Here is a 15,722-nt window from a genome sequence, read left to right as displayed (position 1 = left end):
GCTCCCATCCGGCTGAACCCAAGAGGTTTGTCCGGAACTCCATAGCCCGCCTACCCGGCGGGCTCTTTTAACCCTGCCCCAGGTACCCGGCCGTGCGCTGCGCACGACCATTCCGGCCACGCGGAGACTCCGTGCAGGTCCCGGCGTGATTTCAGAAATACAACAAGAAGGAAAACCTGAATGCTTCGCTACCCCAGCCTGGCGCTTGGCGCCGCTTTGCTCGCCACCAGCCCAGCGGGCTTTGCCGCTGAACAGGGCAAAGTCTTCGAATGGATGAACAACAGCGTCGGCTTCCGCTACGGCCAGCAGTTCACCAACCCGAACAATCCGGACAAGTTCGCCAAGCGCATCTACAGCTTCACCCACGCTGATGGGTACCGCTACGGCAGCAACTTCTTCAACCTGGACGTGTTCCTCTCCGACAGCCGCGACCCGCGCAAGGGCACCGATCACGGCGGCAGCGAGGTCTACGCGGTGTACCGGCACCAACTGTTCGCTTCGCGGGTGTTCGACCAGCCGCTGGGCACCGGCCTGGTGAAGGACTACGCCTTCACCTTCGGCTTCGACGCCAACCGCAACAACAACCGCGCGTCGGCCAAGAAGCGTGCCCTGGTATTCGGCCCGACGCTGAAGTTCAACGGCGCCGGCGTCCTCGACCTGAGCCTGTTCTACTACCGCGAGAAGAACCACTCGGGCATTCCCGGGGCCAAGCACCCGGACCACACCTTCGACACCACCTACATGGTCAACCTGACCTGGCTCAAGCCCTTCCAGCTGGGCGACCACGACGCCAAGTTCCAGGGCTTCGTCAACTATGTCGGCGAGAAGGGTGAAGACTATTTCGACAAGGACACCGCACCGGAAACCCTGATGCGCACCTCGCTGATGGTGGCCACCTTCCCCGGCGCCAAGCGCAAGCCGAACCTCTGGCTGGGCGTGGGCTACGAGTACTGGCACAACAAGTTCGGCGTGGACGGCGGCCGCGGCAGCCGCACCTCGACGCCGACGGTGAACATGGAAATCAGCTTCTGAGCCTTGGCCCGCCGCAAGACGGGCCTGCTCGTGATCGCATGACCTCATCTGTAGGGGCGAATTCATTCGCCAAGCAGGCCAACGGCCTGCCCCCGGCCCACGGCACACTGCCTGGCTGGGGGGCGCTGCGCGGCCCTTGGCGAATGAATTCGCCCCTACAGGAACAGACATGTTCCACCTCCCCTTCCAACCGCAGGGAAGACATGGAGTGTCTTCCCCCGGTCTTTTTCCCGTCGGATCAGAAGTGTGCCTTGACCAGCAGGCTGGCGGTGTTCTGGTCGGTGCCGTCGAGGATCTCGTCGCCGAGGAAGCTCTCGCTGTCGATGCCGTACTTGTCCTTCCAGTAGTCGTACTCGAAGCCGACGTAGAGCTGCTTCTCGCCCCAGCCCATGGCCTTGCCCAGGTCGTACTTCACCTGCGGGTTGAAGTGCAGGTTGGCGTGGTAGGTGCCGCGGTCGTTCTCGTCGTTGTCCACCACCCAGTCCATGAAGCCGTCGATCAGAATGTCGGAATTGCCCACCGGGATGGTGTAGCTCCACACCGGGGTGATCTGCCAGACGTCGTCGCCCGGGCGGCTGCCATCGGTCTGGCGGTTGTAGAAGTTGACCTGGAAGTAGTCGAAGCCGGGGATGGCCAGGTCGAAGCCCGGGCCGATCAGGTAGGACTCGACATCGCCTTCGCCGAACTCGTAGGTCATGGCCAGCAGTACGTCGGTCACCGGTCCGAACTGGATCTTCTGGTCGAAGATCTTGCCGAAGGACAGGCGCGGCTGGAATTCGCCGTAATAGGTGTTGTCGCCGACCAGGGGGTCCTTGTCGCCGTTGTAGAAGATCTTGTCCAGGAAGAAGAAGTTATCGCCGTACTTCCAACCGTCCGCGTGCTCGAAGGTCACGGTCTGCTGGATCTCCGGGTTGATCTTGTAGTTCTGGCCGTAGAGGTAGGTCAGGCTGTTGTTCTGCCAGAACAGCAGGTCACCGGCAATGGCCTGGCCGCCCGCGAGCATTCCGGTCGTGAGGGCGAGGCAGTGCGGCAGATACTTGGCATTCATGGTTGTTCCCTTGTTGTAGTGGGTTTCAGGTTTTTCCGTCCCGCGCCCACCCGGAGCCCGCCTCGGGGTCGAGGCAGGCTGCTGATGGAGTCGGCTTTGGAGGGGGTTGCGCGCGCCGCGCGTCAGCCGGTCAGGCCGAGGCGAGAGTGGCGGGCGGCGCCGGACGGGCTGTCTTCAGCATTGCGCTGTTCGGCTGCGTCCAGGAGGTTCGACAGAACCTCGATGATGGAAGTCGGGAAATCGAATTCAATGGCGCCGGTAGCAGCGTTTGCCGATGCCTGCGGAGCAAAGGTGGCCATGCCGGGTCGCTGTCGGGCGCAGCCCGCGCAGTAGCGCCAGGACGCAAGGGCGTCATCCAGGCGATGGCGTTCGGGGCGAGCCCCGGAAATGTCGAACGAACTCATGGGTAAAGCCTGCCTATTGTTGTTTTCGGTCGTGGGCTTACAGGGTGGAGATGGACACCCCATGCAGTTGCTTCTGAAAAAGCTGATCTGGCGGTCAGGATTTTTCGAACTATATACACGTTGTGAACATCACAAACAACAGTTTCTTTCAGGATTGTGTACAAAATCCCCAGCCGTTTGACCGGATAAAGCTTCCGGACGGCTCTGGGACGGCCTGCTCAGGGATTGGCCTTCTCCTTCTGCCGCTTGAGGAAATCCACCTTCCACTGCTCCATGCCGAGGTACTCGGAGTCCAGGTTGGCTTCCACCTGATAGCGGGCCTTGAGGGCGTCCACCTCCTGCCGGTGCTCGGCGAGGAAGCGGTCGAAGCGCGCCACCAGCTCCGGATACCTGAGGCTTGAAAGGTTGAAGGTGCCGCGGGTGTGGGGCAGCTTCGGGTCGAACACCAGGGCGCCGGGACGGGCCCGGATGTTGTCGAGGTAGTAGGTGGCGACCACCACGTTGTAGTACGCGCCATCGGCCTGCTGCTTCATCGCCTGCTTGATCATCTCGCCCAGGTCGGCGCTGTGCACCAGCCGGGTCTGGCCGGCCTCGATGCGCGCCTGGTAGGCCCAGGGCGTCCAGCCATCCACCACCGCCAGGCGACCGAGCTGGTCGACACCGCTGCCCTGCCGCTTGGGCGCCACCAGCACGCCATCCACGTACTCCACCACCGGGGCGCTGTAGGTGATGGCCTTGCCGACCTTCAGGTCGGGCGCCCAGTTCGGATGGTCCGGATACTTGAAATCGACACTGCCATTGAGCAGGTGTCGGGTGAGCTGGTTGACCGGCAATGGCTGGTACTGGATATCCAGCCCGGCCTCGCGGGCGAACAGGTCCAGCAGGTCGCGGGCGAAGCCCTGGTATTGGCCCTGATCGTTGACCCAGTAGTGGGGCTGGAAGGACTGCCTCTCCACTCCGATCACATAGGTCTGCGCCAGGGCGCCATTCGCGGACAACAGGCCGGCAGCCAGCCAGCCGAAAACCTGAGGCTTCATTACCTTCTCCTTGTTTTCTTGGGGTACTGACAGGCAGGAACGAGCTTGCTCACGTACGGGCATGCGCCAGTTTTTCGCGAGCAAGCTGACTCCTGCAGGTGTTACTCGCCCGACACCAGTTGCCGCGCCAGACGGTTGTGGCGCTCCAGCACCAGCGGCAGGTCGACGGTGACGATCTGGCCGTCACGCACCACCACCTTGCCGTTGATCACGCTGGTGGAGACATGGGTCGGGGTGCAGAACACCAGCGCCGCCAGCGGGTCGTGCAAGGCGCCGGCATAGGCGATGTGGTTGAGGTCGAAGGCGACGAAGTCCGCCGCCATACCCGGCGCCAGGGCGCCGACATCATCGCGGTTGAGCACCTTGGCGCCGCCCAGGGTGGCGATTTCCAGGGCCTCGCGGGCGGTCATGGCATCGGGGCCGAAGCCGACCCGCTGCAACAGCAGCGCCTGGCGTACTTCGCCGATCATGCTGGCGCCATCGTTGGAAGCAGAACCGTCCACCCCCAGCCCCACCGGCACGCCGGCATCGCGCATGCGCCGTACCGGGGCGATGCCCGAGGCCAGGCGCATGTTCGAGCAGGGGCAATGGGCGACCCCGGTGCCGGTGCGGGCGAACAGCTCGATACCGTGCTCGTCCAGCTGCACGCAGTGGGCGTGCCAGACATCATGGCCGACCCAGCCCAGGTCCTCGGCGTACTCGGCCGGGGTCATGCCGAACTTCTCGCGGCTGTAGGCGATGTCGTTGACGTTTTCGGCGAGGTGGGTGTGCAGCGACACGCCGTACTGGCGCGCCAGCACCGCGGCCTCGCGCATCAGGTCGCGACTCACCGAGAAGGGCGAGCACGGCGCCACCACCACGCGCAGCATCGAACCGTGGGCGGCATCGTGGTAGTCCTCGATCAGGCGCTGGGATTCCTTGAGGATGTCCGCTTCCTTTTCCACCACCGAGTCCGGCGGCAGGCCGCCCTGGCTGCGGCCGACGCTCATGCTGCCGCGCGCGGCGTGGAAGCGCATGCCGATCTCCTTGGCGGCATGGATGCTGTCGTCCAGCTTGCAGCCGTTGGGGTAGATGTAGAGGTGGTCGCTGGACGTGGTGCAGCCGGACAGGATCAGCTCGGCCATGGCGGTCTGGGTGGAGACCTGGATCATCTCCGGGGTCAGCCGCGCCCAGATCGGGTAGAGGTTGGTCAGCCAGTTGAACAGCTCGCCATCCTGGGCCGCCGGCACCACGCGGGTAAGGCTCTGGTACATGTGGTGGTGAGTGTTGATCAGGCCGGGAATGACGATCTTGCCGGTCATATCCAGCACCTCGTCGGCGGTCTGCGGCAGCTCGGCGCTCGGGCCGACCTGTTTGATGCGATTGTCTTCGATGAACATCCCGCCCTGCCGGATTTCCCGGCGCTGGCCGTCCATGGTCACCAGCAGGTCGGCGTTCTTGATCAAGAGTGTCTTGGCCATTCGGGGCTCCTTGTTGGGTGCGCCATGCGCACCGGATTGCGGGCAGGAAAATTTCGGTGCGCACGGCGCACCCTACGAAAACTGGTCAGAAAGGGATCGAGGTTCCTGGGGACGCCATGGCAAGGCGCTTCATCGAAGACAGTAGGTTTCCTACGGCGAGATGAAGCAACGCAGCCAGGGCTAACCCAGGGGCCTCGATCAGCCGCCGGTCATGCTCATGAAGCGGACTACTTGAACCTGCGAATCAGCTTCAAAGTGGTGCCGTTCGGGCTTGAGCCTGAGGGCATCGATCAGCGCCGCGCGGAGCCGCTCGTCATCACCGGGATGGCGGCGGATCAGCGCCTTGAGGTCCAGCGCGCCCTCGTGGCCGAGGCAAAGCACCAGCTTGCCTTCGGCGGTGACCCGCACGCGGTTGCAGTCGCCACAGAAGTTGCGGCTGTGGGGTGAGATGAAGCCGACCTGGCTATCGCTGCCGACCACCTGGTAGTAGCGCGAGGGCCCGCCGGTGCGGTAGCTGCTGGGCAGCAACCGGAAGCGCTGTTCCAGCCGCTCGCGCACCTCTTCCGAGGTGCAGAGGGTGACCTTGCGCTCATGGCTGGAGATGCTGCCGAGCGGCATTTCCTCGATGAAACTGATGTCCAGCCCGCGCTCCACCGCGAAGGCCACCAGGTCCTCGACCTCGTCGTCGTTGCGTCCCTTCTGCACCACGGTGTTCAGCTTGATGCGGCGGAACCCCGCCGCCCGTGCGGCCTCGATTCCGGCCAGCACCTGGTCGAGGCGGTCGCGGCGGGTGAAAGCGGCGAAACGCTCGCGCCGCAGGGAGTCGAGGCTGATGTTCAGGCGGGTCACGCCAGCCGCGCGCAACCCGGCCGCCATGTGCCCGAGCTGGGAACCGTTGCTGGTGATGGCCAGGTCCTCGAGTTCGCTGCGGGCACCGAGGCGGGAAAGCAACGAGGTCAGGCCCTTGCGCACCAGCGGCTCGCCGCCGGTGATGCGGATGCGCCTGACACCCAGGCCGATGAACGCATCGGCGACGGCATACAGCTCCTCGAGGCTGAGGATCTGCGCCCGGGGAGCGAAGACCATGTCCTCGCTCATGCAATAGGTGCAACGGAAGTCGCACCGGTCGGTGACCGAGAGGCGCAGATAGGAAATTCGACGCCCGAAGGGGTCGAGCAAGTGGTTGTCTTGCATGGGTGAAGTCTGCCGCAACACGCACCGGACAGGGCTCCGGTGACATGGACGGATGCCGAATGGAAACAGAATCGAAAAACTTTGTATACAGGAAATTCATCCAGGGGGCTCGCTTGAGGGTCCCGCAAACCCGGTGCTAACATGCCCGACCTCTCGCCGGCCGGCCTTCCTGGCGCTTCGGTGAGCCAAACAAGGAGCCGATGTGAGCAGCATTCGCGAGCGCAACAGAGACCTGATCCTGCGCGCGGCCAGCGAGGAATTCGCCGACAAAGGGTTCGCCGCCACCAAGACGAGCGACATCGCGGCCAAGGCCGGCCTGCCCAAGCCCAACGTCTACTACTACTTCAAGTCGAAAGAGAACCTCTACCGCGAGGTGTTGGAGAGTATCGTCGAGCCGCTCCTGCAGGCCTCCGCGCCCTTCAACAAGGCCGGCCATCCCTTTGAGGTGCTGACCGCCTACATCCGCTCGAAGATCCGCATCTCCCGCGATCTGCCCTACGCCTCCAAGGTGTTCGCCAGCGAGATCATGCATGGCGCTCCGCACCTTTCCAGCGAGCAGACCGAGCAGTTGAACCTGCAGGCCAAGCACAACATCGAGTGCATCCAGAGCTGGATCGACCAGGGCCTGATGGCCAAGGTCGACCCCCACCACCTGCTGTTCAGCATCTGGGCCGCGACCCAGACCTACGCCGACTTCGACTGGCAGATTTCCACCGTCACCGGCAAATCCGCGCTCAGCGATGCCGATTACGACGCCGCGGCGGAAACCATCATCCGCCTGGTGATCAAGGGTTGCGAGGTTGAGGAGAAGGCTCGGGCGAAGAGCGCCTGAGGCGTCTCCCTGTAGGGGCGAATTCATTCGCCAGGGGCTGCGCAGCAGCCCCAGCCGTCCTTCTCTCCACACCAACAACCGGATTGGGCAGCCCTTCGGACTGCTTGGCGAATGAATTCGCCCCTACAAAATACGTTTCGCCCCCCACAAATGAGATTCGCCCCACTCCCTGCGGGGGCGAATTCATTCGCTGAGGGCCGCGCAGCGGCCCCCATCAAGCATCAGGCCGCGCCGGCGTCCGCCTTCAGGCCGGCCGCTTCCACCGCGCTCACCGCGCACTGCTCGTCGATGTCCGAGGTGTCGCCACTGATGCCGATGGCACCGATCACCTGCCCCTGACCATCGCGGATCAGCACACCACCCGGTGCCGGCACCAGGTTGCCATCGGCCAGGTTGTTCACCGCACCGATGAAGGCCGGGCGCTGCTGGGCGTCGGCGGCGATCAGGCGCGAACCCTTGCCCAGGGCCACGGCGCCCCAGGCCTTGCCGATGGCGATCTGCGGACGAAGCATGCTGGCGCCATCCTCGCGCTGCAGGGTGATCAGGTGCCCGCCGGCATCCAGCACGGCGATGGTCAGCGGCGCCGTGCGCAGCTCCCGGCCAGTGGCCAGGGCGTGGTTGGAAATGCTCACAGCGGTTTCCAGGGTCAGGGTGGTCATTTTCAAGCGTTCCTCGTGAGTGGTTGAACCATGTGCGGCGTCGTCCGGGCCTGGGCTACAGAAAGCCCTACGGCCATGCGGGCATTTTCCAGCCCGTCCTGCGACGCATCCGAAAGCTGTAGACCACTATCCCACCGAACACAAAAAAATCAACACATAGATACAATCACACTATTTTTTGTATACAGTGTGCTCGTCAGCGTTCTGACCATACGTTGAGACCCCCATGAAACGGGCGTTTCAAAAGAGTCGCCACCCTGCGACCTTTGACCTCACGAATGGCCTTGACCCATCAGTCAGCTGCTGCATAGAATCCAGCCACGACGCTTGTATACAATCTTCACAAGAAAGAGGCACAAAACATGGCCAAAATGAGAGCAATCGAGGCTGCCGTCCTGGTGATGCGCCGCGAAGGCATCGACACCGCGTTCGGCATCCCCGGCGCTGCCATCAACCCGCTGTACGCGGCCCTGAACAAGATCGGCGGCGTTGACCATGTACTGGCCCGTCACGTCGAAGGCGCCTCGCACATGGCCGAGGGCTATACCCGTACCAACCCGGGCAACATCGGCGTCTGCATCGGCACCTCCGGCCCCGCCGGCACCGACATGGTCACCGGCCTGTACTCGGCATCCGCCGACTCCATCCCGATCCTCTGCATCACCGGCCAGGCTCCTCGTGCACGCCTGCACAAGGAAGACTTCCAGGCCGTCGACATCACCAGCATCGTCAAGCCGGTGACCAAGTGGGCGACCACCGTTCTGGAGCCGGGCCAGGTGCCCTACGCCTTCCAGAAGGCCTTCTTTGAGATGCGCAGTGGCCGCCCCGGCCCGGTGCTGATCGACCTGCCGTTCGACGTGCAGATGGCCGAGATCGAATTCGACATCGACGCCTACCAGCCGCTGCCGGTACAGAAGCCGTCCGCCAGCCGCATCCAGGCCGAGAAGGCCCTGGCCATGCTGAACGACGCCGAGCGCCCGCTGCTGGTCGCCGGTGGCGGCATCATCAACGCCGACGCCTCCGCCAAGCTGGTCGAGTTCGCTGAAATCACCGGCGTACCGGTCATCCCGACCCTGATGGGCTGGGGCACCATCCCCGATGACCACCCGCTGATGGCCGGCATGTGCGGTCTGCAGACCTCGCACCGCTACGGCAACGCCACCATGCTGGAATCCGACCTGGTGTTCGGCATCGGCAACCGCTGGGCCAACCGCCACACCGGTTCCGTCGACGTCTACACCAAGGGTCGCCGCTTCATCCACGTGGACATCGAACCGACCCAGATCGGCCGCGTGTTCACCCCGGACCTCGGCATCGTCTCCGACGCCGGTTCCGCACTGGACGCCTTCCTCGAAGTCGCCCGCGAGTGGAAGGCCGCCGGCAAGCTGAAGGACCGCAGCGCCTGGGTCGAGTCCTGCCGCGAGCGCAAGCGCACCCTGCAGCGCAAGACCCACTTCGACAACGTGCCGGTCAAGCCGCAGCGCGTGTACGAAGAGATGAACGAGTTCTTCGGCAAGGACACCTGCTACGTCAGCACCATCGGTCTGTCGCAGATCGCCGGCGCCCAGTTCCTGCACGTGTACAAGCCGCGCCACTGGATCAACTGTGGCCAGGCGGGCCCGCTGGGCTGGACCGTTCCGGCAGCCCTGGGCGTGGTCAAGGCCGACCCGACCCGTCCGGTCGTGGCCCTGTCCGGCGACTATGACTTCCAGTTCATGATCGAAGAGCTGGCCGTAGGTGCGCAGTTCAACCTGCCCTACATCCACGTGCTGGTGAACAACTCCTACCTGGGCCTGATCCGCCAGGCACAGCGTGGCTTCGAGATCGACTACTGCGTGCAGCTGTCCTTCGAGAACGTCAACGCACCGGAACTCAACGGCTACGGCGTGGATCACGTCGCGGTGGTCGAGGGCCTGGGCTGCAAGGCGATCCGCGTGCACGACGCCAACGACCTGCAAGCCGCTTTCGCCAAGGCCAAGCAGCTGATGGAAGAGTTCCGCGTACCGGTCGTGGTCGAGGTCATCCTGGAGCGTGTCACCAACATCTCCATGGGTACCGAGATCAACGCGATCAACGAGTTCGAGGAACTGGCCCTGACCGGCGCCGACGCCCCGACCGCCATCTCGCTGCTGGATTGATTGCCGTCTTCCCCTCTCCCGTTCGTGGTGGGAGAGGGGCTTTCACCTCCCCTCTCCCGCTCGCGGGAGAAGGGAACCAGAAGGAGACATTCATGCCCCGTTTTGCCGCCAACCTGTCCATGCTGTTCACCGAAGTGGACTTCCTGGACCGTTTCGCCGCTGCCGCCGAAGCCGGTTTCAGTGGTGTCGAATACCTGTTTCCCTATGATTTCCCGGTCGAGGAAATCCGCGCCCGCCTGGACGCCAATGCGCTTACACAGGTGCTGTTCAACCTGCCCGCCGGCGACTGGGGCAAGGGTGAACGTGGCATCGCCTGCCACCCCGATCGCGTGGAAGAGTTCCGCGCCGGCGTCGACAAGGCCATCGCCTACGCCAAGGTGCTGGGCAATACCCAGATCAACTGCCTGGCCGGCATCCGCCCGCAAGGCTACGACTGCGCAACCATCGAGCAGACCTTCGTCGAGAACCTCAAGTTCGCCGCCGAGAAGCTCGAGGCCGCCGGCATCAAGCTGGTGATGGAAGCCATCAACACCCGCGACATCCCCGGCTTCTACCTGAACAACACCCAGCAGGCCCTGGCCATCCGCGAGAAGGTCGGCAGCGCCAACCTGTTCCTGCAGTACGACATCTACCACATGCAGATCATGGAAGGAGACCTGGCGCGCACCGTCGAGTCCAACCTCGCCGCGATCAACCATGTGCAGCTCGCCGACAACCCGGGCCGCAACGAGCCGGGCACTGGCGAGATCAATTACCGCTTCCTCTTCCAGCATCTGGACCGCATCGGCTACCAGGGCTGGATCGGCTGTGAATACAAGCCGGCCACCACCACCGTCGCCGGCCTGGGCTGGCTGAAAACCCATAACGCCATCTAAGAACGAGGTATTCAACATGGCCAAGATCGGATTCATCGGCACCGGCATCATGGGCAAGCCCATGGCTCAGAACCTGCAGAAAGCCGGCCACACCCTGTTCTTCTCCGAACACTTCGACAAGGCTCCGGCTGACCTGCTGGGCGACAACGGCGTCGGCCTGGCCAACCCGAAGGAAGTGGCCCAGGAAGCCGAGTTCATCATCATCATGGTTCCAGACACCCCCCAGGTCGAAGACGTCCTGTTCCGCAAGGACGGCGTGGCCGAAGGCGTTGGCGCCGGCAAGGTGGTGATCGACATGAGTTCCATCTCCCCGTCCGCCACCAAGACCTTCGCCGAGAAGATCAAGGCCACCGGCGCCGCCTACCTGGACGCCCCGGTATCCGGCGGTGAAGTGGGTGCCAAGGCCGCGACCCTGAGCATCATGGTCGGTGGCTGCCCGAATGCCTTCGAACGCGCCCTGCCGCTGTTCCAGGCCATGGGCAAGAACATCACCCGCGTCGGGGCCAACGGCGACGGCCAGACCGCCAAGGTGGCCAACCAGATCATCGTCGCCCTGAACATCCAGGCCGTCGCCGAAGCCCTGCTGTTCGCCGCCAAGAACGGCGCCGACCCGGCCAAGGTGCGCGAGGCGCTGATGGGTGGTTTCGCCGGCTCGAAGATCCTCGAAGTCCACGGCGAGCGTATGATCAAGGGCACCTTCGATCCGGGCTTCCGCATCAGCCTGCACCAGAAGGACCTGAACCTGGCACTGTCCGGCGCCCGCGAACTGGGCCTGAACCTGCCGAACACCGCCAATGCCCAGCAAGTGTTCAGCACCTGCGCGGCCATCGGCGGCAGCAACTGGGACCACTCCGCCCTGATCAAGGGCCTGGAGCACATGGCCAACTTCTCGATTCGCGAGGAGTGATGCGTTACCCACTGCAAGGTTGAGCTGGAATACCCCGTAGGTCGGTGCAGAGCGAAGCGAAGCCCAACATTGAGCCGGCAGCTCCGATCGTTGGGCCTCGCAGGCTCGGCACCAACCTACCAAAGCCCGACCTTGCCGGTGGGCCCCTTTCGACCCTCCTGGTCCGCGGTGACACGGCGCCAAGGTCCAGGAAGGTCGATTCCAGTCCCGAGCCGCCGTGCGCGGCGGTTCGGGACTGAAATCGGCCACATACGCCCGGCGACGCCGCTCGCCGGCACGCCGTCCTGCAAGAAGCATCCGGCCACCTGGAGCCAGCCATGTCCCTCGATCCCAAAGCCTTCCTGGGCGACCTGTTCGCCACCGCCATCGCCGCCGCCCACCCGCGCCAGGTCCTGGCCGACCACCTGCCTGCCGACCGCTCCGGCCGCGTCATCGTCATCGGCGCCGGCAAGGCCGCCGCCGCCATGGCCGAAGTGATCGAACGCGAATGGCAGGGCGAGATCTCCGGACTGGTGGTGACCCGCTACGGCCACGGCGCCGACTGCAAGAAGATCGAAGTGGTGGAAGCCGCGCACCCGGTGCCCGATGCCGCCGGCCTGGAAACCGCCCAGCGCGTGCTCAAGCTGGTCAGCGGGCTGTCCGAATCCGACCGGGTGATCTTCCTGCTCTCCGGCGGCGGCTCCTCTCTGCTGGCCCTGCCCGCCGAAGGCCTGACCCTCAAGGACAAGCAGGCGATCAACAAGGCCCTGCTGAAGTCCGGCGCCTCCATCTCCGAGATGAACTGCGTGCGCAAGCACCTCTCGGCGATCAAGGGCGGCCGCCTGGCCAAGGCCTGCTGGCCGGCCACCGTTTACACCTACGCCATTTCCGACGTGCCTGGCGACGAGGCCACCGTCATCGCCTCCGGCCCGACCGTGGCCGACCCGACCACCTCCGCCGAGGCCCTGGCCATCCTCGCCCGCTACGAGATCGAGGTACCGGCCCACGTCCGCGCCTGGCTGCAGGACCCGCGCTCGGAAACCGTCAAGCCGGGCGACCCGTGCCTGTCGCGTAGCCACTTCCAGCTGATCGCCACACCCCAGCAGTCCCTCGACGCCGCCGCCGAGAAAGTGCGCGCCGCCGGCCTCACCCCGCTGATCCTCGGCGACCTGGAAGGCGAGTCCCGCGAAGTGGCCAAGGTCCATGCCGGCATCGCCCGCCAGGTGGTGCTGCACGGCCAGCCGATCAAGCCGCCCTGCGTGATTCTCTCCGGCGGCGAGACCACCGTGACCGTGCGCGGCAACGGCCGCGGCGGGCGCAACGCCGAGTTCCTGCTGAGCCTGACCAACACCCTCAAGGGCCTGCCGGGCGTCTACGCCCTGGCCGGGGATACCGACGGCATCGACGGTTCGGAAGACAACGCCGGCGCCTTCATGACCCCCTGCAGCTACTCCCGCGCCGCGAAGCAGGGGCTTTCTTCCAGCGATGAGCTGGACAACAACAACGGATACGGGTACTTCGCCGCCCTCGGTGATCTCATCGTCACCGAGCCGACCCGCACCAACGTGAACGACTTCCGCGCCATCCTGATCCTCGAGAGCCCTGAAAAATGACGCCTGACAAGAAAGTAAAAATCCTCGCCACCCTCGGTCCGGCGATCAAAGGCATCGACGACATCCGCCAACTGGTGGAGGCCGGCGTCAACCTTTTCCGCCTGAACTTCAGCCACGGCGAGCACGCCGACCACGCCCAGCGCTATCAGTGGGTGCGTGAGGTAGAACGCCAGCTGAACTACCCCATCGGCATCCTCATGGACCTGCAGGGCCCGAAACTGCGCGTAGGCCGCTTCGCCGATGGCAAGGTCAACCTCGAACGCGGCCAGGCCTTCCGTCTGGACCTGGACGCCACCCCGGGCGACGCCAAGCGGGTCAACCTGCCCCATCCCGAAATCATCGAAGCCCTGGAACCGGGCATGAACCTGCTGCTGGACGACGGCCGCCTGCGCCTGCAGGTGACCGCCAAGCATGCCGACGCGGTGGAGACCAAGGTCATCGCCGGTGGCGAGCTGTCCGACCGCAAGGGCGTCAACGTGCCGGAAGCGGTGCTGCAGCTCTCCCCGCTGACCGCCAAGGACCGCCGTGACCTGGACTTCGGCCTGGACCTGGGCGTGGACTGGGTGGCCCTGTCCTTCGTGCAGCGCCCCGAAGACATCGTCGAAGCCCGCGAGCTGATCAAGGGCCGCGCCTTCCTCATGGCCAAGATCGAGAAGCCGTCCGCTGTCGTGCACCTGGAAGAGATCGCCCGCCTGTGCGACGCCATCATGGTGGCTCGCGGCGACCTGGGCGTCGAGGTGCCGGCCGAGAACGTGCCGCGCATCCAGAAAGACATCATCCGCACCTGTCGCCAGCTCGGCCGGCCGGTGGTGGTAGCCACCCAGATGCTGGAGTCCATGCGCTTCTCCCCGGCCCCGACCCGCGCCGAGGTGACCGACGTCGCCAACGCCGTGGCCGAAGGCACCGATGCGGTGATGCTCTCCGCCGAAACCGCGTCCGGCGACTACCCGCTGGAAACCGTGCAGATGATGAGCAAGATCATCCGCCAGGTGGAGAACGGCCCGGACTTCCAGAGCCAGCTCGACGTCAGCCGTCCACAGGCCGAAGCCACCGCCTCCGACGCCATCAGCTGCGCCATCCGCCGCATCAGCAGCATCCTGCCGGTGGTCGCCCTGGTGAACTACACCGAGTCCGGCAGCTCCAGCCTGCGCGCTTCCCGCGAGCGGCCCAAGGCGCCGATCCTCAGCCTCACGCCGAATCTCAACACCGCGCGTCGTCTGACTGTGGCCTGGGGCATCTATTCGGTCGTCAATGAACGCCTGCACAAGGTCGAGGAGGTCACCAGCACTGCGCTGGAGATCGCCCAGGCCCAGGGTATGGCGAAACGTGGCGATACCGTGGTAATTACCGCCGGCGTGCCTTTCGGCCAGCCGGGCAGTACCAACAGCCTGCGGATCGAAACCCTGATTTGATGTGAATTACCCGGAGCGCCGGGGGTCCGATGAGAACCCGCGCTCCCCGCACCGGCCAGGCCGGGCGGACCTGAGCATCCCATCTGGCCACTGCCAGTTAGTCGGCGCCCCTTTACCGGGGCGCCTCTTTTTTCAAACAGCCATGCATCGACTGCCTCTACGACCCGAAGTCCGCAACTGGGCCTCCGCCCAGTTGAACGGCTTCAGCCAGATATTCCTCCAGCGCCATCCCGGTTGCGGCGCGCTGATCCTGCTCGCCATCGCCGTGGGCGCACCGAGCCTGCTGGGCGGCGCATTGCTCGGCGGCGCCACCGCCTGGCTCACCGCCGTGCGCCGGCGCTACGCCCGCGAAGACATCGAAGCCGGCCTCTACGGCTACAACGGCGTGCTGCTGGGCCTGCTGCTCAGCGTCCGTTTCGAACCTTCGCTCTATCTGGCGCTGCTGATCTTCTGTGCCAGCGGGCTGTCCAGCCTGCTGCTCAATGCGCTGCTGAAAGCAGTGCGGCAGCGCAACTGGCTGCCGGCCTACACCTCGCCCTTCGTCGGACTCGGCTGGCTGCTACTGGCCCTGGGCGCTCCGCTGGAGCTGGCGCCCTCGTCCATCGCCGCCGCCACCCTGCAAGCCGGCTGGGTAGACACACCGCTGGCGATCGTGCGCGGCATCGGCCAGGTCATCTTCCTCGACCAGCCCCTGGCCGGGGCCCTGGTGCTGGGCGCCCTCTTCCTCGCCGGCTGGCGGGTTGCGCTCTGGGCGCTGCTGGGTTCGACCCTCGCCCTGCTCCTCGCGCTGCTCCAGGGCATGCCTGAGCAGGCGGTGCTGGGTGGGCTGTTCAGCCTCAATGGGGCACTGATCGCCCTGGCCCTGGGCAAGGACTTCCGCCGCCCCTGGTGTGCGCTGGCGGGCATCGCGCTGGGTGTCACGCTGCAGCCGGGCTTCGCGGCCATTGGCCTGCCAGCCATGACCGCGCCCTTCATCCTCGCCTGCTGGCTGGTGCTGGCGGCCAAGCGGATGCTGGGCCTGGCGAAGCGGGCGGCCTCAGGGACCTTGTAGGGGCGAATTCATTCGCCAAGCAGGCCGAAGGGCTGCCCATCGGGAATCCCAGAGGTACGAAACCCGGACTTCATCCGGGCT

General features: G+C 65.0%; 14 protein-coding genes. 8 read left to right on the top strand and 6 right to left on the bottom strand.

Annotation, left to right across the window (positions count from 1 at the left end; all coding sequences use genetic code 11):
- Nucleotides 1–180: 180 nt before the first annotated feature.
- Entirely contained in the window at nt 181–1,032 is an 852-nt protein-coding gene (locus ACFW0H_RS11310) for a nucleoside-binding protein (RefSeq protein WP_422913995.1), read from the top strand.
- Nucleotides 1,033–1,270: 238 nt separating this feature from the next.
- Here the strand turns inward: ACFW0H_RS11310 and ACFW0H_RS11305 are convergent, their stop codons facing one another.
- From ACFW0H_RS11305 to moaA, 5 genes are all read right to left on the bottom strand, one after another.
- Entirely contained in the window at nt 1,271–2,080 is an 810-nt protein-coding gene (locus tag ACFW0H_RS11305) for an outer membrane protein OmpK (RefSeq protein WP_422913994.1), read from the bottom strand.
- A 122-nt stretch (nt 2,081–2,202) separates the two neighbouring features.
- Nucleotides 2,203–2,484: a hypothetical protein gene (locus ACFW0H_RS11300; protein ID WP_422913993.1), complete on the bottom strand. Its 282-nt coding sequence runs from the start codon at nt 2,482–2,484 to the stop codon at nt 2,203–2,205.
- Between the two features lie 218 nt (nt 2,485–2,702).
- Nucleotides 2,703–3,521, bottom strand: coding sequence for a substrate-binding periplasmic protein (locus ACFW0H_RS11295; RefSeq protein ID WP_422913992.1), 819 nt, complete (start codon nt 3,519–3,521; stop codon nt 2,703–2,705).
- A 101-nt stretch (nt 3,522–3,622) separates the two neighbouring features.
- Nucleotides 3,623–4,981, bottom strand: coding sequence for an 8-oxoguanine deaminase (locus tag ACFW0H_RS11290; protein WP_422913991.1), 1,359 nt, complete (start codon nt 4,979–4,981; stop codon nt 3,623–3,625).
- Between the two features lie 198 nt (nt 4,982–5,179).
- Nucleotides 5,180–6,175, bottom strand: a complete 996-nt coding sequence (moaA, locus tag ACFW0H_RS11285; RefSeq protein ID WP_422913990.1) for a GTP 3',8-cyclase MoaA — start codon at nt 6,173–6,175, stop codon at nt 5,180–5,182.
- Between the two features lie 202 nt (nt 6,176–6,377).
- Between moaA and ACFW0H_RS11280 the strand changes: the two genes are divergently transcribed.
- Nucleotides 6,378–7,007, top strand: a complete 630-nt coding sequence (locus ACFW0H_RS11280) for a TetR/AcrR family transcriptional regulator (protein WP_459077297.1) — start codon at nt 6,378–6,380, stop codon at nt 7,005–7,007.
- A gap of 221 nt (nt 7,008–7,228) precedes the next feature.
- Here ACFW0H_RS11280 and ACFW0H_RS11275 read toward each other — a convergent pair whose 3' ends face one another.
- Nucleotides 7,229–7,666, bottom strand: a complete 438-nt coding sequence (locus ACFW0H_RS11275) for a GlcG/HbpS family heme-binding protein (RefSeq protein WP_422913989.1) — start codon at nt 7,664–7,666, stop codon at nt 7,229–7,231.
- A 362-nt stretch (nt 7,667–8,028) separates the two neighbouring features.
- Between ACFW0H_RS11275 and gcl the strand changes: the two genes are divergently transcribed.
- From gcl to ACFW0H_RS11245, 6 genes are all read left to right on the top strand, one after another.
- Complete coding sequence (gene gcl / locus ACFW0H_RS11270) at nt 8,029–9,804, top strand: glyoxylate carboligase (RefSeq protein WP_422913988.1); 1,776 nt, start codon at nt 8,029–8,031, stop codon at nt 9,802–9,804.
- Nucleotides 9,805–9,896: 92 nt separating this feature from the next.
- Nucleotides 9,897–10,679: a hydroxypyruvate isomerase gene (gene hyi, locus ACFW0H_RS11265; protein WP_422913987.1), complete on the top strand. Its 783-nt coding sequence runs from the start codon at nt 9,897–9,899 to the stop codon at nt 10,677–10,679.
- A gap of 16 nt (nt 10,680–10,695) precedes the next feature.
- The gene (locus ACFW0H_RS11260) at nt 10,696–11,586 is read left to right on the top strand and encodes a 2-hydroxy-3-oxopropionate reductase (RefSeq protein WP_422913986.1); all 891 of its coding nucleotides are present in this window, start codon (nt 10,696–10,698) and stop codon (nt 11,584–11,586) included.
- 317 nt (nt 11,587–11,903) lie between these two features.
- The gene (locus tag ACFW0H_RS11255) at nt 11,904–13,178 is read left to right on the top strand and encodes a glycerate kinase type-2 family protein (protein ID WP_422913985.1); all 1,275 of its coding nucleotides are present in this window, start codon (nt 11,904–11,906) and stop codon (nt 13,176–13,178) included.
- Complete coding sequence (gene pyk / locus ACFW0H_RS11250) at nt 13,175–14,590, top strand: pyruvate kinase (RefSeq protein WP_422913984.1); 1,416 nt, start codon at nt 13,175–13,177, stop codon at nt 14,588–14,590. The genes ACFW0H_RS11255 and pyk overlap by 4 nt, the downstream gene beginning before the upstream one ends.
- A gap of 142 nt (nt 14,591–14,732) precedes the next feature.
- A complete protein-coding gene (locus tag ACFW0H_RS11245; protein ID WP_422913983.1) occupies nt 14,733–15,641 on the top strand; it encodes an urea transporter in 909 nt (302 codons plus the stop codon).
- Nucleotides 15,642–15,722 lie beyond the last annotated feature (81 nt).

It is taken from the genome of Metapseudomonas cellulosilytica (genome assembly GCF_049334135.1).
Lineage (GTDB): Bacteria > Pseudomonadota > Gammaproteobacteria > Pseudomonadales > Pseudomonadaceae > Metapseudomonas.
This window is presented reverse-complemented; position numbering and strand designations above follow the sequence as displayed.